Raw genomic sequence first — 21,831 nt, forward strand, 5'->3', positions numbered from 1 at the left:
CATGTTTCCGATCCTCGGAAAGATGGATTGAGTAGGAAATCCCATGTACAACTTCATTTACAGCAAGGATGGACTCGCCCTCACCGAGTCCTTTGAAGGCGTGCGCCTCACGGCGTATCAGGATCAAGGCGGCGTGTGGACTATCGGCTACGGTCATACCGGAGCGGACGTTCATTCCGGCCTGACCATAACCCTCACGCAAGCAGAGCAGTTCCTTCTAGCCGACGTGAGACACGCTAGCGACACGGTAAACCGGCTGGTCACATGGGCTGGTCTCGATCAGATGGTCTTCGATAGTCTGGTTGACTTCGCCTTCAACGCGGGGTGCGGAGCCTTTGCCGGGTCAATGCTACTGAAGGACCTCAACGCCGGGAAGCTGGCTGAGGCGGCTCACCAGTTTGAGGCCTGGGATCATGTCAGCGGTCAGGTGGTGGCTGGGCTGCTGAGGCGTCGTCTGGCGGAGGAGAAGCTGTTCGATTCTGGTGTGGCTGCGTAGACAATTGAACTTTTCCAAGTGCTTGGAAAACTCAAAGACCCCTTGGCGAAAGCTGAGGGGTCTATGTAGCTTAAGGTCGCCATGCAGCTCCCATTCTGGGTGACGTGTCACCCCTACTTCCGATGCGAAGCAGCGTGCTTTTAAGTTCGACAGTGATTTCACGTTTTCCATCTTCCTGATGCCTATGCAACGGGCCGAAGGAACCGTCGCACATGGATTACGCGGCCCTCTTGGTCAACGTGGCACAGCTCACCGTCGCCATCATCGCCCTCGCCGTCTCTATCGTCGCTCTCCGCCGCAAGTAGGCCCTGAGCCTCACCACCCACCAGACGCACCACGGGCCGCCGCGAGGCGGCCCGTGGTTGTCGGTAGATCGGGAAGCTAGGCTGCGGTTACTCCAGCTCCCTTAGAACCGCGATTGAAGACGAGACGGAAGAGTTTCACGATGGCGAACCAGATGATCCCATTGATGACAACAGCGGTCAGAGCCGAGAGTAAACCCAGAGCAACTAACCCCAAGGGGCCTCTCCAGAGCAAGCTCTGGATGAGCCAACCACCCAAGAAGTTACCGGGGCATAGCAGGATCAAGGCCGTCCCCCACATCGGTATTCCCATGGCTGACGGTGCGTGCGGCCATAGCGCTAAGCACGTTATGCCGACGAACTGAACCACGAGGAAGACGACGAGCACTTTACGATTCTTCATGTCATCCCCTATGGCGTGGTGCCGATGATGATCTTGTTCCCGGCTGGGTTCGGCATGATGCTGTGCAGGTCTATGTCGTCACGGTTACACATGCGTATGCAGCCGTGAGAAGTCGGGCTTAGGAAGAGAGCATTACCCCAGGTTGTTGGACTCCAGCCTGGCCCCATCGTTCCGTGGATGAAGATGCCTCTACCGTCTAGCTCCTTGATGTGAAGCTGGTACGGCCCGAAGGCATTGCCGCCAAGCGCTGTTTTGCTCCACGGCGTATTCGCCGAGTTCCCATACAAGGTCGAGACGTGATCCTTCTCCCAACTCTTCGCCGTAAACGTTCCGGTCGGCGTCACATGGCCGTCGCCGCCAACTACGACACTCGCGGTTAGAAGCGTGGTCGGAGCTGCGTCGCCTTTATTTTGCCCGGTGACGGTGAGCGTCCCCTTCGACGTTTTGGGGTCGTAGGTTACCGTGATCGTGCAAGTGCTGAACTTCTTATCGCCAGCCTGACACCCTGCCATTCCGGTTGGATCGGTGTGGCTCATCGGATTGTTGTTCACATAGGCATACATGTTGAGGTTCTGAGGATTTCCGATCCACTCCTCGAACTTCTTGTGGGACTCTTCTTCCTCTTCCTCGCTACTGCCTTCGGGAGGATGTTGCCAGCCCAACCACGGGATAGGATCAGGCGACATCCATCTCCCCATATTCGATCCGTAGTAGCGGGCCGGGAAGTAGTCGAGTCCTGACTCGGCGTCGCGTTCTTTGCCGGTGAACAAATATGGATCGTTCGTATTGCCGGAAAACACGCCACCAAATGGCCGGTAATCCATGGGGTTGACGAACGTTCCATCGGCCAGCAGATTGCCCGCTGTGGTTCCGAGTTGATCCGTGACGTGGTAGACGGGTGCGCCGTTTTGAGTGCCCGGCACCTCGGCTAGCAATCCATTCGGCCCATAAATGAGATCTGTCCACTGTCCAGCGGAGAGCCGGGCGATTGGCTGGCCACCAAAGTAAACAGTATCGGTCACTCCAACACCCTGCTTCTCAACTCGTTGCCCTTCCGCATCGTAGACATAGGTGGCACCGCCAGCCGTGAGCATTCGGCTTTCCGCATCCCACGTCATGACGTTGTAGCCGTCCGATAAAAGATTCCCGGCAGCATCATAGGAGTATCCAAACATCTGATTGTTCGCAGTATAGCTGGCGTTGAAGCTACCGTTCTTCGTGATGTTACCGAAGGAGTCGTAGGCGTAGCTCTCGTTCAGGCCATTGGGAACCGGGGTTCCTGATTGTCCCGTGGCGATCACCGTAGTCGTGGTGGTTGTCTGCGTGTATGGGGCGGGATCACTGCCTTCGACCAACTGAGGACCCCAGACTTGAAACCCCTGACCATTTTGGATCGATCCGCCGCCCCCAATCTGTAAAGCGAGATTCGTCAGACCATTCATAAGGCTGCCAGTAACAGCAACGCGCTGCCATGATGAGGAAAGATTAAGATTGACCGAGTTCGCAACTTGCCAGCCTTGATCGCCAATCTCAGTAAGATAGAGATTGATAGGTTGAGTGCCTGAGTTTGAGCGGAGATAGACGGACGCCGTAACGGTTTCTCCATCGTAGAGGGACGGGTTGGGAGCCAAGGCGGCGAGGTAGCTGTCGCCTGAATTCGGAGACGCAACAAAAGTGGAGGCTGTGTTCGTACCATCAGGCGCAGCCCCGGAAATGCCAGCGATGCTCCCGGCACTGAGGAACCAGTTAGGCCCATTGAGTTGCTGAGAGTTGGGTAGTATGTTCGTCAATTGTGTGCCGGTGAGAACCGGGAGCGTTGTAGTTGCGATGTAAGGTCCTGGATGGGATGCCACTTCCAGCTGAGCCCCCCAAACATCGAAGACCTGTCCACTTTGTAATGAGCCTGCGCCCCCAATCTGTAATACGAGAGCCGTCAAACCAGTTGGAAGGCTGGCCGTGATCTGGAAGCGCTGCCATGTGGAGTTCAGGTTTACCGTTTGCGGACTGAAATAAGTCCTACCGGAGGCGTTCATCGTGAAGAGATAAAGGTTCAGAGTTTGCGAACCACCTGTGGAACGTAGGTAGACAGAACCTGTGACAGTGGCCCCGTCATAGAGGCCGGGATTAGCAGCGCTATCTACCAAATACGAGTCTGCTCCCGTAGCCGATATCTGTGCAGCTGTGATCGAACCGTCTGGCGCGGTAGTGCTGTTTGTAGCGGTCGTTATGGTCTGGCCAGACCAACTTGGACCGGTCGGGGTCTGCGAATACGGAAGGAGGTTGGTAAAACTCGTATTGATAGTTGCTGGAATCCCCGCTGTCGCGACGTAGGGACCGGCTGTAGCCGCAGCCTCCACCTGCGCCCCCCAAACTTGCACAACTTGGCCGGCTAACATATGACCATTGCCGCCGACCTGAAGTGCGAGCAGCGAAAGGCTACCCTGTGTCACCCCTGTCACAGCAAATCTTTGCCAATCCGAGGTCACATTCACAATCGTTGCGTTCAGGGCCGCAAAACCAGATGAACCCGTCTCATAGAGACCTAAGTCCACACTAAGGCTGCCGCTCGGCACTCGCATCCACACTGAACCGGTGATAGTCAGCCCACTGTAGGGGAGAGGGCTTTGAACAAGACCGTCAATTTGGCCGTTGCCAGTGGAGGTTATTGTTGCGCCGGTCTTCTGACCATCGGGCGCGGTGACAGAATTATCGGCAACTGATACACCATTCGCTGCCCAAGTAGACCCCGAGAAGCGCTGAGAATAAGGCAGAAAGTTTGTAACGCTTGATCCAGCTATACCTTCGTCTTCCAGCATGGGATTCCAGACCATGAAGCTCTGGCCATTGCTCACTGTTGCGCCCCCTCCGATCTGCCAAGAGATAACATTTAGAGCAGCTGGCATCGATCCCGTCACCTGATACTGCTGCCAGCTAGGCGTAAGTTGGACCTGTCTCCAGCCAGCGATCCCAAAATTACCCGGGGACAGATCAACCAAATAGAGATTGACCGTCTGGGTGCCCGAAGTGCTTCGTAGCCATACAGAACCCGTCATCGTTTCGAGGCTGTAACTGCTCGCATTAGGGACTGTCCCGCTGATATAAGTGTCTTGTGAGCCGGAGGTTGCCGTCACAACCGCTGCGCTCATCAGGCCATCAGGCCCAGTCGCGGCGTTTGTAGCCACGGTCGCATTCGTGTACGTCCAACCAGGCTGGGATGCGCCAAGCTCCGCAAGTAGGTTTGAATCGTCGGGATTGGTCCACTGTGGAACAGCTCCGCTACCGCCCGGTGTTTCCGCCGCACCGCTACCGCTTGTTGTGGTGGAGCCAGTGTTGCCATTCGATCCACTCGCGACGGCGAGATTCGAGAATATGTCCTGCGCCGCCGTCAACCTATTCAGGCTATCGTAGCCAAACTGGCGTTGAACGCCAGTAATCAGATCCGTCTGACTTTGAAGATTGCTGTTGGGAGTCCAGGCATACTGCTTTGACCAGAGAGGCGCATTCGCCGGACCGTACCCCAGAGTCAGTAGGCGTTCCCGATTGTCGTAACCCGCACCCATCGACACACCATTGCCGAACCCAGCCGCCACGAGGTGGCCAGCGGCGTCGTAACCGTTCGTCGCGACCGTGAGATACGGTTGGTTGACCACATTTGAACTAAACCCGAGATTCGTAACCGAGGACATACGTCCCGCCGCATCGAACCCATGCTGCACCGTGCGACCGTCCGGATAGGTAAGGGATGTCATATTCCCGGCGAGGTCGTATCCCGCAGAAACTCCGATATCGTAGGAGCAATCGCTAGGAACGCACTCCGTCTGGCTAGTCAATCTTCCCATCGCGTCATAGGACAACGTCTTCGCGGCGTTCACCTCATTCGAAACGTGAGACAACCGCCCGATGGAATTCAGAGAAGACGGAATGGCCCCTCCATTCTCATCCTTACCGTCGTAACCAAATGCAGCCGTCGGCGTTCCATCTGAATAGGTCTTGAAGTGAAGCCGGTTCAAAGCATCGTATGTGTAGGAGGTCTGCTTTCCCCGTGCATCAGTCTTGTATTGAAGATTGCCGTTCGCATCGTAGCCACCTGAGCAAGTAGAGCCGCTCCAAAGCCCGTAGCAGATGGTGCCGGTCTCGGGGTTGGTAGAGGTGATGAGACGCGACAGAGAATCGTATGAGAAGCTGCGGGACCGCGGTGCGTCGCCAGGAGCTCCGATTTGATTCACGCCTTTTAAATTATTGAGGCCGTCATACGAATAGTCAGTCTCAAGAAATGGAGTTCCGTTAGCCGGGCTAGGCTCTATCACGGCCGCCAACCGGCCAAACGAGTCTGAAACATGCTGCCAGTGTGAGCCGGTCTCATCGGAGTGATCGACCCAAGAGCCCTGCGAGATCGAACTGGCGTTACCGATGCAATTGGGCTGTGAGCCCGAGCTAATGCCGTTGTAACACCACCATTCGCCGGATCCGTCTGTGTTTGTTTGATGAATCTCCCGGCCAAGGGCGTCATAAGCAAAAAGTTTGGTACCGTCCGTGGGGAGGAAGCCGCTCCGATGCGGACTGCTGACCGAATAGACCGATCCCATGCCGGTGTAAGCGGTGTCCACATAGTCAGTGCCTGCTGGGTCAGATGTAACCTGCGTCTGAACAGTATGGCCGATGCCGTCCTGAACCGCCACGCTGTTGAGTTGCGTACCGCCCGTGTTGAGCAGCATCTTAGTCGTGATGCTGGGTGAGGGTGCGGCATCGTTGTAAGTAAATGCTGTTGTTGGCCGCTGGTTTCCGTTGCTTGCGTCCAATGGTCCCTGAGTCTCCGTGAGCCGATTCAACGAGTCCGCATACGTGTAGTTAGTCGTCTGGTTGTTTGCGTCGGTTACACTCGAAACCTGACCATCGGAATAGCGATAGCCGTACTTCAAAACTATGGGCACGCCGTTCGGCGAAGGGCGTGTTACAGACGTGACGTAAGCATTCGTCTGTCCCGAAGCATTAGCATCTGTGAAGTTATCGGCGTAGGAGTATGCAGTCGTGTGTCCCGCCGTGCCGGGCATATCAGCGCAAGCAACGTTACCGCAGCCGTCGGTACTCGAAACGATCTGGCCTGTCTCGTCGAAGACCGCTGTCGTGGTCGTTGACGATCCGTTATTGGACCATTGCGTGACGGTGGTTGGATTGCCGCGTCGCGCGGGGACTGAGGGACCATAATTTGCTTCATCGTGGGTACCAGCAACCAGACCACCGACAGCCTGCGTGGTGGCGCTGCCACTCAGGCAAGGTGACGACCCACCATCCAAGTAAACGTCTGTCTCCGCTGTGCGAGTTGATCCATCGTAGATGGCTGTCAAACAGGGCATTGAGGAAATCCCATACCCTAAAAGGGTTTTACGGGTGGGTGTAGGTGACCCACAATTTGCACTAGCCGCAACCGACCAACCACCGTTGACAGGCGTTATTTGAGGCCCGCTTACTCCAAATCCATACTCGTCTTTTTCTGTAACCAGGTCCGAGTCACCGGTAAAGCAGTAAACTTCAGACGACGAGGGTGCTCCCGCCAGTTGAACAGTTTTGCTCGTCAATTTGTACTGGTCGGACCACGTTTTAGTCGTAGCCCGCAATAGAGTCGAATTAGATGAGCCCGCAATTCCCAGATCATAGTCTTTGACACTAGTTTCAACGGGCAATTGAACTGCCATCAATCCAAACTCGTTTACTTGTACTTTTCTACCGATCGGACCGTAGGAGTAGACGGTTTGAGATTTCTGACCGCTGATGTTATCGGTGGTAGATACCGTCGTAGTCTTAGAAAGCCATTGTCCAACCGAATTCCATGTCGTCGAATAACTAAAGCTTTGCGTGATCGCCGCTGAGGAGCCTTGACGATACCCTACAGTTCTCTGGTCGATGACTGGGATTGAATATTCGTATAAGCAACCGCCAGAGAAAGGTATCGGCTGACCACCGGACCCCGAGCCCTGACTTCCATCGAAATTCGCAGCCTCAGAGAATGTTTCGCTTAGTCTCCACTTGTACCTTACCCAACCACCGCCAGGATAATCTACTTCGCTAACTAACCCAAATGTTGGGTCATATTTGAAGTTATATGCCGATCCATTCGGCGCGGTGATGGAATTCAGAACTGAGAATCCCGGCTCACTTATATTGAAATAGCCGTTGCATGTATATGTGGAACCAGGATTGTTGACGATTCGAACCGAGGGAGGATTATAGGACGCGGTTGCAGATGTAAAATCAAGGTGGTAACTTAGGCCCCCAACATTGTAGTCGAGAGGTTTCATCGTGTTTGCGCTGTTGTTTTGATTTGCTTGAGTACCAAGGTAGGGATAGGCTCCCGGCGCAGATGCGCCCGAGGAAGATACCGAAACGATAGTTCTACCCACGCTATCCGTTATTGGCAGACCGCCGTTTGTTTGATTCGGAAGTACATTGAAGGCAAGTCGATTGCCGTTTCTATCTTCGATGGCGAGAGGATAGATGTAGTTATTCGTTACATCATGCGGATCATATCCAGGCACCCCGCTTTGGCCAGCTGGAAAGAAATACTGAGTGCCGTTAAGATCAGTGGCTACAAACGAGGGTCCCTCCCCGCAGTCGCTATTCTCCGACGGAAGGCCATTGCAGTTCGCTTCAGCTGCGGAGGCGACTTCGTCATCCCCTCCCGATTGCGATGATGTAAAACTGTGAAGGTTACTTTGAAGCTGCGAAGAATCACAGTGGTCCTCCGGATCATAACCGCCGGTTACCGAGACTTCAGGCGGCGACAGGAAAGCTAGACCGAGCGGATGCGCCTCTCCCTGCATGTCGTAGAAATTGTAAGCGGACGAGATGGAGCAAGCATATGACCCGCTGCTGCTGGTGGCCGCTGGATTGACCATTTGAACGTTCCAAGCTAAAGCAGTGACGTACGGGAGTGTGTCGCTCCATCCTCCTCCCGCGTTTGCGCGGTCAGTGTTTGTTGGCTGGTTGTAAGAACATGGTGCCGAGTCTAAACCGCCGCAGCCAGCAACAAGGGATGAGAAGCGATGCACAGAACCTGAGTTGTAGGTGAAAGCAAAAGGAAGAGAGATTCCTCTTCCTTTTGGCGTGGGCAGATCGACCTTAAGTGATAATGAACCATTTGCTGGATTAACAGTTTCCGAAAGGCCGTTGATGTAGTTGTGACCTACGCCAGGTATCGGAACGGAACCCTCATTCACCAGAGGGTTGCTCTGGGCACATAAGTTGGATGCGGAGATGATGAAGAAACCTGCAACAAGACGTGCGCAGTTTTTCAGAGAAATCATTAAGCCCTTTGCTAGGAACCAGACGTTTCGTTTTGGTGGCCGAACATTCACCAAGAGCCTTGGAGAATCATTGTCCGCTTTGCAGGCAGACGCTTTACTCCTCGGCGTTGCTGATGGATCTCAGCTATAAGGATTAGGGTAAGTAAGGCGGGAAAGATCAGTCTGCAGGAACAGGAAAGAGCAGGAACACCCGAGCCAAGGGACGGCGCATTAAATCTCCAAGCGGCGCAAATTTTGATGATGAGTAACATTGCCTTTTCTGAAGAGTGAAGTCAATGAAAATTTACTCCTGCATGCACTGTTTGCTGTCTTCAAGTGCGTTCTCTTTCGGCTTCGCCTCGACCCACAACCCCCCGGCCCGCCCGGCCCGGGATACCAACCCTGCCCGCACGGCTACCGGTCCCGGAGAGCGCACCCTCGCAGCATCGAGCGCCATTCCTGGATGGCGGCTGGCCGGTATCGGTCAGCCGCCTCGTCGGTCGTCAGTATCCGGCCTTCGCCTGAGCAGCTATGAACCGCTCCTTGAGGTCGCCCGTTACGGCAGCCGCCAAGTACCGGGAAGTGCTGGTGAAGTCCTTGTGTGAGTGGCCGAGTAGCACCTGAACCGACTTCACGTCCATACCGCCCCGCAGGCAATTAGTGGCGTAGGTAGCTCTAAACCGGTGAACGAAGAAAATCGAGGGGTCTTGGCCGGACCGCTTCGCGATCTTCTTGCAAAGGTCCCACATCTTGTCATTGGGCTTCCCTGACCGGGTACAGAAGACCAGGTCAGTATCCGCGCCTTGGTTCAGCTTCGTGGCGGCTTCCTTATGCGCCGTCAGGCGGAGGAGCAAATCAGGCAGGATCGGAATAGTGCGCGACTTCCCTGTTTTGGTTTTATGCCCAGTCGTCTTATTGTTTCGAACCGTGATGATGCCGTACCTGAGATCCACCCAGCGCCAAGCGAGGTTCATCATCTCGCCTTTGCGCAGACCGGTCCGCAGGAAGGTGGTGAACAGAAGGTGTTCGGCTGGCTTGCACGCAGCGAAGAACTTCTCCAGCTCTTCAGTCTGGAAGATAATGGGTTCGTCGTTCTCGTCGTCATCCCTGAACTCCTCCATCTTCACTAGCCCTTTGCCGGGGGGTAGGTCCATGAACCAGCGATAAAACTGATTCACCTCCGCGACCTTGTTCACCGCCGTGCGCTGAGTGCGGAGTTTACGGGTCTTGTGGGCGTGCTCCCGGTCTGACTGCTCCGGAGTTCTGACTATCCAGTCCACGAAGTTGTGTAGATCGTCAGATGTTAGGTCTTCAACGTACTGCTTTTTGACGAACCGTCGGAACTCTTCAAGGTCGTAGGTGAAGAGCGCGAGGGTCTTGGGCCGCCACTTAGCGGACGGTCGGTTGGTTGCCGGGTCTAAGAATGACGCGATAGCCGTCTTGAGTAGGGTCTTTTCATCGGCCTCCTCCACCTTCAAACCGACGGACAGGCCCCGAAGGGCGAGTTCCTTGATGTCCGCTGCGTTCTTGGCGAGGTTGTACTTCGGCCCAATCTTCTTCCAGCGGCGTTTCGTGCCCTCGTAGAAGAAGATCCCCCAGTCACCCTCGGGGTGAACCTCCATCTTGCCCCTAACCAGAACCTTATCGTTTTCCGGCTTGTTATTGCTCGGGTTCACCCACGGCGGACACTTCACCCACACGCCACCCTGCCACTCCCGTTTGCCCGCGTCCCAGACGCCGCCGACGCGCACCTGCTTGTAAACCGCCACTTTCCTGTTCGCCACGATAAGCCCTCCGAGGGCTCAATAGTAACGCTTTTCAGTACGGTGGTAGTACGGCGCAGCCGGAGAGAAACCTAAGCCATTCAATATAAATCACTTAGCGTTGTAGTGGTGCCCGAGGGGGGACTTGAACCCCCATTCCCTAAAGGGCGACGGATTTTAAGTCCCATTTTCCACAGATTGCGGTGTCAAGCATTATCTTGCAGATTGCTGCAAAACCCTTGTCTTTGTTGAGTTTTATCGCTTCTCTGCCTTGCAGGATGACGTTTACCATCGCACGATATTCCGATGCGAAGTGCCACTACAAGTGCCACCAGAACCTGACAAAGAGCTTGAACCTTTCTAAGGTGTTGGTGATGCAGCGAGACGGATTATTTCAAGTGCCTTTGAGCAAACGTCCGCTTCTACTGTCGGGAGCGACCCGACGAGCGCGATAGGAGTCTTTTTTGCAAGCCCCCAGAAGTGATCGGCAATATCTGAACCAAGAAAGAGATACTCGGAATGGCGGTCAACGAAGCGATGCTTGAGGAGCTTTTTCTTGAAAAGATAGTCTTCAACCTTCCGGTAACTGCCGCCAAAGTCATCCTCCAAGGCGCTATTTCCACGTGAAACTCTTTTTGCCGCCACCTCACGCCCATGCCCCAAGACATTACGAAAGTGAAAGAGGACGCTCAGGGCTTCCAATAAAGGCTTAAGGCCAGAAAGGTCATCAAAGCTGTATCCGGTCACGAGTTCGAAGGTCTCTCTATAACCGGCTATTCCGGTGCTTCTGCCAACTCTTGCCGCAAGGTCTGTGTGCAATCTGTTGAAGAACTGATTGTTCGACTTTCTCTTGGCAAAATCCAACTGTTCTGAGTCGAAGAATATCTTCCTCCGGTGTTCAAGAAGTGCCCGAAGAATGGATTCTAAAATGCCTTCGAGATAACACGCTGCCCCCAGGATGATCTGAAAATTTATTCCAGCAGTCAACTTGGTCGGCCCGTTGCCGGGACGGCTTCCAGCAAAGTGGTCAATAGAAACTTCTATGGAAGGCCAAACTGCCTCCGTTATGTAATGGATGACCATATGAATCTCCTACGCCCCGCCAACAAGACACGCTGCTGACTGTATACCATCGAGAAGTGTCACTTTCGCCATCTCTTCGCCTATACTTGGTTCATGTTCGACCCTTTCGCCAACACGCCTCGCATCAATCGAACAATGGTCTATCTCGGCGCGTGCATGATCGCTGGCATCAGACTAGCAAGAGAGCGACAGGTGAACGTCCGGGTTGTCCCTACGAGGGTTGCGGTCGATGAGTCGGTGGAACTGGCTCATGAGATTTTCAATAAGGTGTTCAGGCGGGTTCCCGAAAAGCTGGGGCAGAAGTGAGGAGGACATATGGACGAGCGGACGATTGTTTCAGTTGCGGATGAGCAGCAGGCAGGGCAGGTCAATGAGGTCAGGCAGCATGATCTCCGCTTCCTTGCTCAATGGAAGAGTATTGAAGAGTACCCCGCCTGCCCCGTGGGTATCGGCATCTTGAAACAGATGGCAGAGGCTAGTCCGGGGGCGTATGAGCTCGCACTCTCCAAAGGGATGGACAGGCCGGATCACCCGCTGCTCATCCGCAACCCTCACTGGAGAGCCTTTGTTGCTCACTACCAGGCTTGTGAGAATTGCAACGAGGTCTGAGTCCCCTGATCTTCACTGAGACTTATAGAGATCAACGCACAGCGGATATGCGCCTGCATCCTTATCAACTTCCTGCCTTGGGACAGACAAACACTGCTGCCCTGTCTTCGTGTCGAGTGCGAAAGTTCCTTCACCGACAGGCACAAATCTATGGCTTTGGCTTCCGCAGCCTAGAATCAACATTGTTACGCTGAGAGTAGCAACCTTCATGGAACAAGACTCTCAGGACAATCCCACCATTTCAAGGTCAACAGTTAAATTTATTTTTTGCATAAGAATGAACAAGATAAAGCCTTAGACAATACAGCATATTTTTCCTTGACGTATCTTCCGTGCTGTGCTTATGAAATGCTGGTCCTAGAAACACAAGGAGCTACATCATGAGCCTCACACCCGTTACACCTTCACTGCCAATCCCTAACCCCTGCCCTAGCTGCCTGCGGGCCTTCCTCACAGCGCGGGACACCTGTTCATCTTGCAAGCTGGTGATGTGCGCTGACTGTGGCTGCTCTTGCGATCACGTCTCACCTGCCATCGCGGTAGCAGTAGCTACACAAAAGCTGTGGCGCACCCCGCTGCTGCCCTCACAGACACTGGTGGTGGAGTCTGAACACGATTCCTGTTACGGAGTCTCAGGGGAGACCAAGTGGTTATCCAGACTGCCCCTCCATGAGCATGAGATCGCAAAGTGTTTGCCGGATGGCATGGGACCGATTCACCAGGGGCACCAACGGGCCGCGTTGGGTTCTGGTGAAGCTCAATACAGCGCCAATGGGTACGGTGTAGATTTGCTTCTGTTTCGTATCGAGGGCAGACGCTTCACCACTTCGGTATTCACCCCGATCAACTAACAGCACAGTTCCACTCAGAAATAGATGGGTGGAACTGTGCTAATCTCTAGCAACGTCACTGAAGATCGTGGCAAGCAGACAAGGTGAGACGCGGGCCGCAGCAACAAGCGGCGACAGGAACAGCCATCCTGCGGGAAATGCACCCGGAACACAGGCCCCTTGTCAGTTCGATCAGTGGCTAATACTCATTGGAGAATTAGTCATGAATGAAGCAATCACTCTCGCAACTCGTTCCTTTGCCGAAGCCATTATCCAAAGTCATTACGCAGGTGTAAAGCGTGCTGAAGAGTTCCGAATGGCAAGTCTTCAGCATGAGGACCAGCAACGCAAGCGTTATAAAGCCGACATCCTGAAACAGATCAATTATCTGTCGCAGGCGTAAACGAAGAAACCCTGTCTATCCTCAGACATGAGGATAGACAGGGCTTGCAATTACATAAGGTGGCACAAAGAATGGTTCTGCTCGCCTTATACATGATTGACGATATCGTCAGCGCCATTGAGACACTGAACGGACTCGACATATGAGGGGCGTGGAATGGACGGCAGGTAAACATTAAGAAAATACGCGAGCGAGTTGCAAAGCTCCCTATCGTACTGGCAATCATGTTTGTCATCGAATATTTCGGAAAGCGCCGATCCCGTCTTCGATCTGCTCCAGAAGCAGAGACATAATCTTCTGGGGCGCCATTATGCAGGCTACCTATTGTTTTTGTTCGGAGCAACGGATTAGGAGATCGCTACATGGATTGCTAAAAACCTCCTTACGCTGGACTCTCTGACCGGCAGCAGCCTAGCAGGCTTCGTTTTGCGGAAACGCTGACTAAAGTGCTGGCCCGCGCGGGCCATTCATAGAGGCGCACGGTTGAACGGAAGATGCCGTCGCATTTTTCGCGGTTCTCTTCTGCCAAGTGATATATTGGGCGGCACAAGAACTTCAATCTGATTGGCCTTATGAGGAAAAGCAAAAATGCCAAGGTACGCGGCATCGAACTGGGGCTGGGTTGCGCTCACGCTGATTGTCGGGGGCACTGCCGCAATAATAAGCAGGGCCGCGTTCTGGCAAAAGAAAAATGAAGTGGCGATTAGACCGCCAGGAGTTCGCCTCCTTCTACCCCCTCAACCTGCACAGTCTATCGCGGCTGGGGATCTTCCTTACGCGCTCATTAGCTGCTCTGCCTACGACTCGCTCAATCCAAATGACAAGAAAGCAAAAAGGTGCCCGAACGGCTCCGCCGATTTAGGAGATGAATGGCAGCCCTGGATCGCATTTCCGGATGCAGAGTTGCAAACGGAGATGGCCAGCGTTCACCTGCGAGCCCGCGTTTGGGAGAATAAGTCGAAGGGCCTGCTAGTCGTATCCTTTGGCGGAACTGAAGCCGGAAGCTGGAATGATTGGAAGTCAAATTTTCGCTGGACCCAATTGTGGCAAAAAGACGAATACACTGTGTTGGGGTCAAGCTATGTTCGTTCGTTTGCCGAAGAACTCGCGCGGAGGAGAACCCAGCCAGGTCAAGAATACCTCGGGAAGGTGACGCTGATCTCAACCGGTCACTCTCTGGGTGCGGGGTTAGCCGAAAAGTTCGCGTATTCTCTGCCCGCTCGCGAGTTCGGTATACAGCATGTGGACACAGTGTTCGCCTTCGATACATCTCCTGTGACAACGTTCCTAAACACGGCGCGGAACGTTCGGCAAGAAAATGTGATCGGCCTAAAGATCGTTAGGATTTACGAGCGTGGGGAGGGACTGGCAATTGTCCGTGCGATAGCGAGTGTCGTGCATAAGCCATCCACGGTGAACCCTGAAGTGAGTCAGCGTCGTTACAACTTATTTGGTGATGACCGTTTCGGCACCACCAACCCAGTAGCGAGCCATTCGATTGCAGAACTAGCTGAGGGCCTAAAGAAAGTTGCTGCCGGCTCGAATTAGGTTGTAGTGCCGACCTTGAGGCCACGCTCCCGTTCACAACGCCCAGCAATCGTGGAGGGTGCTCACCGGTACTCGCAATTCAGTGAAGGTAGCGCGTCGATATAGCTGCAGTTCGGATTGGCTAACGACCTTTGTGTTTTCTCAAGGGCCATAATCTGAGATTCTAGCTAGGGATTTTCGATGAGTGGGTATAAATGTTTGTCGAGTCCTTTTCTGCCTCAAATGCGCGTAAGGACATAAAGCAGCCTTGGCGACGTCAAGGCTTTCGTGTTTTTTGAAGCGATGTGGCGCATGATTTTTATGCTGAGCAGCCCGTTGCATGTAGGAAGAGTTTTTATCTTTGCCAAGCCCGGACTACCATCCGATTAAAGTGGTTTCAGATTTCGTATTTCAGTTTAGAATCGTCGCAAATTCAAACCGGAGAGACACATGCCTGCACCGCCTGCCCCACCTTCCAGACCTTCGCCACCAGTGCCGCCCACTAAGCCAACTTCAGGGCCCAGACCGGCACCGCCAGACCTAAGCAAGATCCCGACTATCAAAGCCATTGAGATTCAATTTCAAACGGGCGACGATGATAAGGACCGTGACACACGGCTCAACGTTGACTTCGTTCACGCTGGTGTCGTTTTTGCTTCCTCACAACCAGTAGACGATAACCCCGCGCATGACGGTATCTTTTCGCCTACTATCGACGAGTTTAGTGACAGCATGTCGACGCCGTGGCTTACGGTGCCCATTTTGGCCAACATACGAAAGGATCAACTTCCACAGTGCACAACCAAGCTTCATATCCAACCAATTGGACACGACACATGGAAGTTCGATTATTGGGTAAGGCTGCATTTCTCTGATGGAGCTACGGATGAACAACACTTCAATGGTCTTACACTCAGTCAGGACTCAAAAGATGCTTCATTCCCGCTAAAGTAGCAAGTTCGCTGATGTGATCCTTCCATGTCAGGCTGGGACGGCGGAGGCATCGACGGCCTGACGTTACGGCTGGGAGAGACAACGGAGGTGGAAGTGGATGCTCTTTTGGGACTACGATGCAACTGCACGGGAATGATGACGAAATTGCGGCCTTCGTTAGCTACCTTCCCTTTCCGGGGTACGATCGATCAGGTCAGGCATTCAAAGGGTTATAAGCTTTCGTAGCTCTCAGAGACCCATCGCGCACAGTCCGCTTACAAGCGGTTAAGGAAATCGTTTCGCTACTTCCTCTTGACAATCACCTTTACCCAAAACGATCCAATGTTGTCATCGTAGAAGAGTTCTCTGTTTGTCGGGTCGTCAAATTGCACATCGTTCACCGTAAACCACAACTCCCCACTTTTATCTGCAATGGAGTCATTGTGTTGTCCAGCAAAAAATAAACTACCCGAAGATGGTACATTTTTGCCGCCGATACCAGCGACGAGCCCCCCAGCTGGCTCGCTCGGAATTAGATAATGTTCGCGGCGCGACCGAAAGCTTGGCTTGTAAGAGTCGAGGCTAAATCCATTTGGCCCAACCCAAGGGCGGGTGAGGATGAGAGAAGCCCTCTCTTCTTTAGTGAAAAATTGCTTAGGGACCCGAGTTTCTTCGGGGTCATCTCTACGGATTTTCTCTTTCTCCACCCATTCATTCTCATAATGTAAGCGCCGCTCAACGTTCTCCCAGATACTGTGCATGTCTACGCACACTTTGCCTCCGGCGGTCACGGTGATGTGGTCTCCCTCTGTCACCGGAATTCCCGATTGCTGCCACCCCTCCGGCGTCACCGTGATGAGATACTCCGCGCTGCCTCGAGCCTTTTCAGATCGCTCAAAGAAAATGCGAGCTGGTGTTCCCTAGCTGAACTTCTGCGGGTTGCACCGTGAACAACTTGCTAAAAATAAACATGAATAGCAATGCCATGAGGGCGAACGATGCCAGCATGAGAATCAGAGTAGCCAATCTGCGGGGCTCTGAAAGTATCGTATCAAGAACGTCTCCAATGGTCCGCCCTAGGGATGCGTATCCACCCTCCGGCGTGCCCGATGGGGCTGAGGAGCTTTCTCCGCTATTTGTCGATTTATCAAACATGCTAATTTCCTCAGTGAGTCAACCACAATCCCACACCCCCGTGATGAGAGCAAGTCCCTCGGGCGTGTTGGCTAAAGCTGTAGGTCCCATCTGAACACTTCGCAGTCGCCCCGGACGGTGCCGAGGGTGCCCGCATCGGAGTGTGGACCCGCTGGCCGTCTATGTTGGTGTAGTGGGTGCCCGAGGCGGGACCAGTGGTGGTTGCGGGAGCCGTGGGCGGGGCAGGAGTCGGCTGCGGGTTCTGCGTTGGTTGCTGCGAACTCAACGCCAACGGGAACAACAAAAGTGCGGCTAAAAGCGAGGTCCTACTCAGCATTTGATTCCCTCGGGTGGATGTCTGAAGGTATCCCGAGGGCGGGGCGTTGTAAACATCAATCTTGGAGGCGGCCGGCGAGCCTACGGGACGATTTCTAAGCTAATTTTTAGGTCGGTCCGCAGGGCGATTACGTGCAAGACGTTGCGGAGCGAAGTAGCCGTTCGCCCATTCTTACCGATGATGCTTCCCACGTCGTCCGTTGCAACGGTGACGCGATAAACAACCTTGCCCAGCTCCGTGGTGGCGATGGAAAGCACCACCTCATTGGGTCGGCCCACCATGAGCTTGATTATTTCCGAAAGCGCCGCTCCTGTTCGTTCAATGTCTACCATGATGGGCAGTCTACGGGAATAGGGGCTAAAGAGAGGAGACAAATTTCATTAGCTCGGGCTTGTCCCGCCAATGCGCCTTGCCTTTTCGAGGGCTTAGTCTGTTCAGCTCTTTGCGGAAGCGTTCAGGAGTCATGGAGAGGTAACGCTCAGTCGCCCCCAGGTCTACTTGCCCCATGTATGCGGCCAGTGCAGGGAGCATCCGGCTAAGGTTAGCGCCATTTCGAATCCAGGACGTGATCCGATGAACCGCAAAGGTGAATTTGAGGTCATTAAGTCTCGGTTCCAGGGCGCTACCGTCCCGCCGGCAAACCCCCGCGATACGCCGTAGCCGCGCAAAGCAGACTACCACCGATTTCTTACTCAGGGGTTTGTCATTCTTAGTAACGAGAAAGTGCGGGTCGAACAGTCTCTTCCTTGCCCTCCAATTTCTGTACTTCTGCAGGACTTCGCATAGGTCACGCGATAAGGGAATGCTGCGACTTCGATTCCATCGCGCGCTCACAATCGTGAGCATTCCGGTTTCGAGATCTACGTCTGCGTCTTTGACCCCCAAAATCTCGCCGGTTAGCGCCCCGGTGCCATAGAGGAAGAGGATAAAGGTCCTCAAAGTTTGAGGATCAACCAACCTAGTAGGGTGATGGTCCGTGCGCGCCGCGCGCAACAGGCTTTGGATTTCGGCTCGGGAGTAAATGTAGGGCTCGAAAGTCTGCCTCACCTCCGGTCTTTGAGGGGGCATCCGGAGGCCGGGCAACACCGCGCGAGCGGACCAAAATTCAAAGAAGCGGCTCAGCATCTGATGCTTCAATCGCCACGTTCTCGACCCGATTGATTGCCCATCCAGAAACCCAAGCACGTCCTTTGCCGTGACCGCAGCGAGCGCCACGGGTCCAAGATACTGGCATAGTTGCAGGAGCATCGAGCCTCCCCGTTCAAAGACAATCCCCTCCGCATGTCTACGTGAGATGTACTTTTCAACGGCCTCGGCAACCGTCATTTGACCCCCGCCAGACTGAAGGATGCTACTTGCCGAAGCGACTTGAGATCATATTTCGCATAGATGGACACAGACCGCATGTCCCGGTGGCCAAGAAAATCCGCGATGTCTTTCAGCGATGAGCCCCTCCGTAGAAGCTCGGTGGCGCAAGAGTGCCGAAGCGCGTGGCCACCGTAATTCTCGGAGGTGATACCAAGTTTCTTCATGCGGTCAGCCGCAATGCCCCACAAGGTCGTAGCCCTCACCGTCCGATATGGGGGCCGCAGGGTAACGAAGACGTTCCTACAGACACATTGAGGACGCCCACGTTGAAGATAGCCAAGAATCGCCTCTCCCACCTCGAATTGGATCGGAAATTGCTGAACTCTACCCCGCTTGGCCCGGTGTACGACAAACGTTTCGCTTACCCAATTGAAATCCGATAATCTGAGGCCCACGACCTCACTGCTCCGCAGCCCATAGATCGAACACAGATAGAGTATCGCGGTCGCTCTCAACTCCACCGGGGTCTCAGTTTTGTTGTTGATAAGCCTTCGAACGTCTTTCCAAGTAGGGCCCTTCGGCGCGGAAAGATACCTCGGGATATGCGGCCCCCGCAGGTTTAGCGGAATGTGCGAGTTGTTCCAGCCCCGCTCTTCGGCGTATCGGAAGAACATTCGAATGGCTCCGCAAAACGAAACGATTGACCGGGGCAGATATCCACTCGCGCGCTTCATTAGGATGAAGTCGTCAACGTCGGACAGTGAGATGACCGATAGCGAAGCCCGACGGTCGAGAGCCCACTCCAAGAAATGTGACACCCGCGTCCGGTAGATGCGCGTCGTCTCCGGGGCCAAGCCTCGCACCACGGAGAGATAGTGGGCGAATCCACGGACTATGATTTCGGTCGGCCCCGGGTCCAGGGCTTCGATGGTTAGTTGGTTATGAAAACGCAACCAATTCTTAGCCGTTAGAAGAAATCTCATTCCCGAGACTTTGGTTGGTCTGCGGGCGGTTCTGGGACCGGGTTCGGTCAGCCAACGTTCGGTCCCCCGCTGCAACTCTTCGATACTCACGGCCCGCGAGCTTTCGAGTTCGAGAAACCTAACTATGTTGAGAAGCATGGCAGCCATAGACCGTAAGCGCGACCGTCCGACGCCCTGCCGGGCCATATAGTCAAGGTACTCTTCACGTTCACGGAGCATGGGAGCAGCGCACTGCCTCGCACGAGTGCTTTCGAAGACGAATAGCTCTTGGATCATGACGTTCCGGTTCCTGTGGCAAAGACAACCCGCAATGCAGATCACGGCGGAACACCACGCTAACGCCTCCGTTAGCGTTTGGGAAGAGAGACTTGTCGCATTGCTCTAATCTCTTGTCTTGGCGATAAAGCGAACACTCCAACCGGCATGAATTGACTACGGCGAGGTCCGCATAGACTTTGTGCTCCCGTTGGGAATCAAGGGATGCCGGCCACCTTCAACGTTTTGTCCGCCATCCCTAAAGATGAACAATCTCATTAGATTGAGGGCCGTTTCAACAAGAGTCGATAAGTTACAAATGGGTTAGGGCTGCCTTGCACCGATGTGACTTCCATACAACTTCAGCTTCAGTATGTCGTTAAGGCGACAGTTTCCGAAGAGTTTGGGCTTTATTCTTTCGTGGATGAGCGGCCCCGAGCTAATTGAACCCAAGTGCTCCGCCTGCAAAGACGGAGTTAGTCAGCCTTTCCCGATGACAATGGCGTTCCAACCCATTGTCGATGTGCTGGAGTCCCGCGTTTATGCCTACGAGGCCCTTGTCCGGGGTTTGAACAACGAACCGGCGGGCGTGGTCATGGCACAGCTGACCGAAGACAATCGATACGCCTTTGACCAAAGTTGCCGTGTCGCTGCCATTACTCTCGCAGCCCGCCTTGGCTTGAAAGACACTGGGGCAAAGTTATCCATCAACTTCATGCCTGGGGCGGTCTACAATCCCGCTGCTTGCATCCGGCTAACCTTGGAGACGGCACGAAAGCTAGACTTCCCACTCGATCTACTCATCTTTGAGATCACCGAGATGGAAGAAATCAAAGACCGAAACCACGTCTTGAAAATTGCCCAGGAATATCGTCGCCACGGATTTCAAATGGCTATCGATGACTTCGGCTCGGGCTATTCGGGTCTCAATCTTTTAGCGGACCTTACGCCCGACATTCTTAAACTAGACATGGACCTCACCCGCAATCTTCACGCGCGGCCCACGGCCTTAGCCATCGTCCGTTCTACTGCCGAGCTTTGCCGGGAACTCGGAGTGACTTGCATCGCCGAAGGGGTCGAGACTGTTGAGGAGCTGCGGGCGCTTCGCTCTTGCGGCATCCGTCTGATGCAAGGCTACCTATTAGCCCGTCCAGCTTTCGAGGCGCTACCCGCTGTCGCGTATCCGCAAGACCTTGGAGCTCTTCCAGGCCGACGTGAAGCTGCACAATCTCTTAGCGCTTGATCCATTCAGTAGCTTGTGCAATCACGGTCCGATCTTTGCTGACACAGGCACGCTACAAAGCCCCACCGGGATAGAAATCGGACTGCGGTTAGACAAGGGCCGGTTGTGACGCGGGACGGCGATAGCGTGTCACTTTCCGCGGTTTATTGCAATCAACGCAAGTATCCACCTCTCGTGAAAAGCCGAGGCGTCGTCCTCTCGTACCCGAAGTGAGAAAACGGACGGCATTATTTCAGCATAGCCCGCACATAAATCACCACATAGTGGGACGGCGGGAACAGTCTGCCTAATCGCTCGAATATCGTGAGAGCGCGGCCCGCCCTCGCGTATCGTGACGCCTCGATTGATCGCGCACGGCTGAGTAGTTGATTGAAGGCCAATGCTTGAGGGGTGACCATGTCGCGAACTTCAATTCGGCCTCGACCATCTGGCCACAGACGGAGCATGGGTGTACTCGCCAACGAGCGCGGTCGATGTCGGCATGTAAGAGCTGCTGAATTTCAGGTCCAAATTCCCCTGAACACGGCCTTTTAGGGACGGGCATTTGTTTTTGGATTCTTGGTCAGCCCTGCTGGTTGGTCGCAACGTTGTGCAAAGTTCGCTTTCGGATGCTGCTGAAACGATCTCAGGTTCGCGGTCTACGCGTGTTAGGTCAATCCATGGTGAGCCTGATCGTGAGGGATTGCGTAATGAGGGTGTTGGGAAGACGCTCCGCCATCATCAATCTGCATTACTAGAATGATCACGCAGTACTCCCCGTTCAATTCCCTGCCCAACTCTGTGCCTGACAGTCAAGGGCTTACTATTTAGGCTGCATCGGGTTGCCGCTCGGTTGATTTTGAGAAATCGCATATCAAGCAAGACTTTGACCACTCGTCACCTTAGCAAAATGTGACTGTCACCTATGGGTGATACCCATTCGTCTAGATTGCCCGTAACGTG

General features: G+C 54.1%; 14 protein-coding genes. 6 read left to right on the forward strand and 8 right to left on the reverse strand.

Features of this window, described 5'->3' with window-relative positions:
• Positions 1 to 43 precede the first annotated feature (43 nt).
• Complete coding sequence (locus tag ACIX9_RS09900) at positions 44 to 496, forward strand: lysozyme (protein WP_013580344.1); 453 nt, start codon at positions 44 to 46, stop codon at positions 494 to 496.
• 713 nt (positions 497 to 1,209) lie between these two features.
• Here the strand turns inward: ACIX9_RS09900 and ACIX9_RS09910 are convergent.
• The 3 genes from ACIX9_RS09910 to ACIX9_RS09925 form a co-directional block, all read right to left on the reverse strand.
• Positions 1,210 to 8,502, reverse strand: a complete 7,293-nt coding sequence (locus ACIX9_RS09910; RefSeq protein ID WP_083808423.1) for a phage head spike fiber domain-containing protein — start codon at positions 8,500 to 8,502, stop codon at positions 1,210 to 1,212.
• Positions 8,503 to 8,984: 482 nt separating this feature from the next.
• A complete protein-coding gene (locus ACIX9_RS09920) occupies positions 8,985 to 10,265 on the reverse strand; it encodes a tyrosine-type recombinase/integrase (RefSeq protein WP_013580348.1) in 1,281 nt (426 codons plus the stop codon).
• 339 nt (positions 10,266 to 10,604) lie between these two features.
• On the reverse strand, positions 10,605 to 11,327 hold the full coding sequence (locus ACIX9_RS09925; RefSeq protein ID WP_013580350.1) for a hypothetical protein: 723 nt from the start codon (positions 11,325 to 11,327) through the stop codon (positions 10,605 to 10,607).
• A 93-nt stretch (positions 11,328 to 11,420) separates the two neighbouring features.
• Between ACIX9_RS09925 and ACIX9_RS26385 the strand changes: the two genes are divergently transcribed.
• The 4 genes from ACIX9_RS26385 (at position 11,421) to ACIX9_RS09940 (ending at position 14,717) form a co-directional block, all read left to right on the forward strand.
• Complete coding sequence (locus ACIX9_RS26385) at positions 11,421 to 11,633, forward strand: hypothetical protein (RefSeq protein ID WP_013580351.1); 213 nt, start codon at positions 11,421 to 11,423, stop codon at positions 11,631 to 11,633.
• 9 nt (positions 11,634 to 11,642) lie between these two features.
• Positions 11,643 to 11,936 carry a hypothetical protein gene (locus ACIX9_RS09930; protein ID WP_013580352.1) on the forward strand — a complete coding sequence of 98 codons (294 nt, stop codon included), beginning with the start codon at positions 11,643 to 11,645 and terminating at the stop codon, positions 11,934 to 11,936.
• Positions 11,937 to 12,989: 1,053 nt separating this feature from the next.
• Positions 12,990 to 13,169 carry a hypothetical protein gene (locus tag ACIX9_RS09935; RefSeq protein WP_013580354.1) on the forward strand — a complete coding sequence of 60 codons (180 nt, stop codon included), beginning with the start codon at positions 12,990 to 12,992 and terminating at the stop codon, positions 13,167 to 13,169.
• Positions 13,170 to 13,757: 588 nt separating this feature from the next.
• The gene (locus tag ACIX9_RS09940) at positions 13,758 to 14,717 is read left to right on the forward strand and encodes an alpha/beta hydrolase family protein (RefSeq protein ID WP_013580355.1); all 960 of its coding nucleotides are present in this window, start codon (positions 13,758 to 13,760) and stop codon (positions 14,715 to 14,717) included.
• A 1,214-nt stretch (positions 14,718 to 15,931) separates the two neighbouring features.
• Here the strand turns inward: ACIX9_RS09940 and ACIX9_RS09945 are convergent.
• The 5 genes from ACIX9_RS09945 to ACIX9_RS27715 form a co-directional block, all read right to left on the reverse strand.
• Positions 15,932 to 16,480, reverse strand: coding sequence for a hypothetical protein (locus tag ACIX9_RS09945; protein ID WP_013580356.1), 549 nt, complete (start codon positions 16,478 to 16,480; stop codon positions 15,932 to 15,934).
• Between the two features lie 314 nt (positions 16,481 to 16,794).
• Complete coding sequence (locus ACIX9_RS27705; protein WP_083808424.1) at positions 16,795 to 17,100, reverse strand: DUF3761 domain-containing protein; 306 nt, start codon at positions 17,098 to 17,100, stop codon at positions 16,795 to 16,797.
• An 80-nt stretch (positions 17,101 to 17,180) separates the two neighbouring features.
• On the reverse strand, positions 17,181 to 17,432 hold the full coding sequence (locus tag ACIX9_RS09950) for a KH domain-containing protein (RefSeq protein ID WP_013580358.1): 252 nt from the start codon (positions 17,430 to 17,432) through the stop codon (positions 17,181 to 17,183).
• A 25-nt stretch (positions 17,433 to 17,457) separates the two neighbouring features.
• Positions 17,458 to 18,426, reverse strand: coding sequence for a tyrosine-type recombinase/integrase (locus ACIX9_RS27710; protein WP_049789268.1), 969 nt, complete (start codon positions 18,424 to 18,426; stop codon positions 17,458 to 17,460).
• Entirely contained in the window at positions 18,423 to 19,667 is a 1,245-nt protein-coding gene (locus ACIX9_RS27715; protein WP_013580360.1) for a tyrosine-type recombinase/integrase, read from the reverse strand. Before ACIX9_RS27715 ends, ACIX9_RS27710 begins: the two co-directional genes overlap by 4 nt.
• A gap of 403 nt (positions 19,668 to 20,070) precedes the next feature.
• On the opposite strand from ACIX9_RS27715, the gene ACIX9_RS09965 reads away from it, so the two are divergent.
• The gene (locus tag ACIX9_RS09965; protein WP_157477916.1) at positions 20,071 to 20,889 is read left to right on the forward strand and encodes an EAL domain-containing protein; all 819 of its coding nucleotides are present in this window, start codon (positions 20,071 to 20,073) and stop codon (positions 20,887 to 20,889) included.
• The last annotated feature ends 942 nt before the right edge of the window (positions 20,890 to 21,831 follow it).

The sequence above is a fragment of the Granulicella tundricola MP5ACTX9 genome (genome assembly GCF_000178975.2).
GTDB classification, from domain to species: Bacteria; Acidobacteriota; Terriglobia; order Terriglobales; family Acidobacteriaceae; genus Edaphobacter; species Edaphobacter tundricola.

Bases quoted from the DNA above. Each gene is read 5' to 3' on its own strand.
- ACIX9_RS26385 (WP_013580351.1), top strand. From the start codon at position 11,421: ATGTTCGACCCTTTCGCCAACACGCCTCGCATCAATCGAACAATGGTC.
- ACIX9_RS27710 (WP_049789268.1), bottom strand. From the start codon at position 18,426: ATGACGGTTGCCGAGGCCGTTGAAAAGTACATCTCACGTAGACATGCG.
- ACIX9_RS09910 (WP_083808423.1), bottom strand. From the start codon at position 8,502: ATGATTTCTCTGAAAAACTGCGCACGTCTTGTTGCAGGTTTCTTCATC.
- ACIX9_RS27715 (WP_013580360.1), bottom strand. From the start codon at position 19,667: ATGATCCAAGAGCTATTCGTCTTCGAAAGCACTCGTGCGAGGCAGTGC.
- ACIX9_RS09925 (WP_013580350.1), bottom strand. From the start codon at position 11,327: ATGGTCATCCATTACATAACGGAGGCAGTTTGGCCTTCCATAGAAGTT.
- ACIX9_RS09965 (WP_157477916.1), top strand. From the start codon at position 20,071: ATGAGCGGCCCCGAGCTAATTGAACCCAAGTGCTCCGCCTGCAAAGAC.
- ACIX9_RS27705 (WP_083808424.1), bottom strand. From the start codon at position 17,100: ATGCTGAGTAGGACCTCGCTTTTAGCCGCACTTTTGTTGTTCCCGTTG.
- ACIX9_RS09900 (WP_013580344.1), top strand. From the start codon at position 44: ATGTACAACTTCATTTACAGCAAGGATGGACTCGCCCTCACCGAGTCC.
- ACIX9_RS09930 (WP_013580352.1), top strand. From the start codon at position 11,643: ATGGACGAGCGGACGATTGTTTCAGTTGCGGATGAGCAGCAGGCAGGG.
- ACIX9_RS09950 (WP_013580358.1), bottom strand. From the start codon at position 17,432: ATGGTAGACATTGAACGAACAGGAGCGGCGCTTTCGGAAATAATCAAG.
- ACIX9_RS09935 (WP_013580354.1), top strand. From the start codon at position 12,990: ATGAATGAAGCAATCACTCTCGCAACTCGTTCCTTTGCCGAAGCCATT.
- ACIX9_RS09940 (WP_013580355.1), top strand. From the start codon at position 13,758: ATGCCAAGGTACGCGGCATCGAACTGGGGCTGGGTTGCGCTCACGCTG.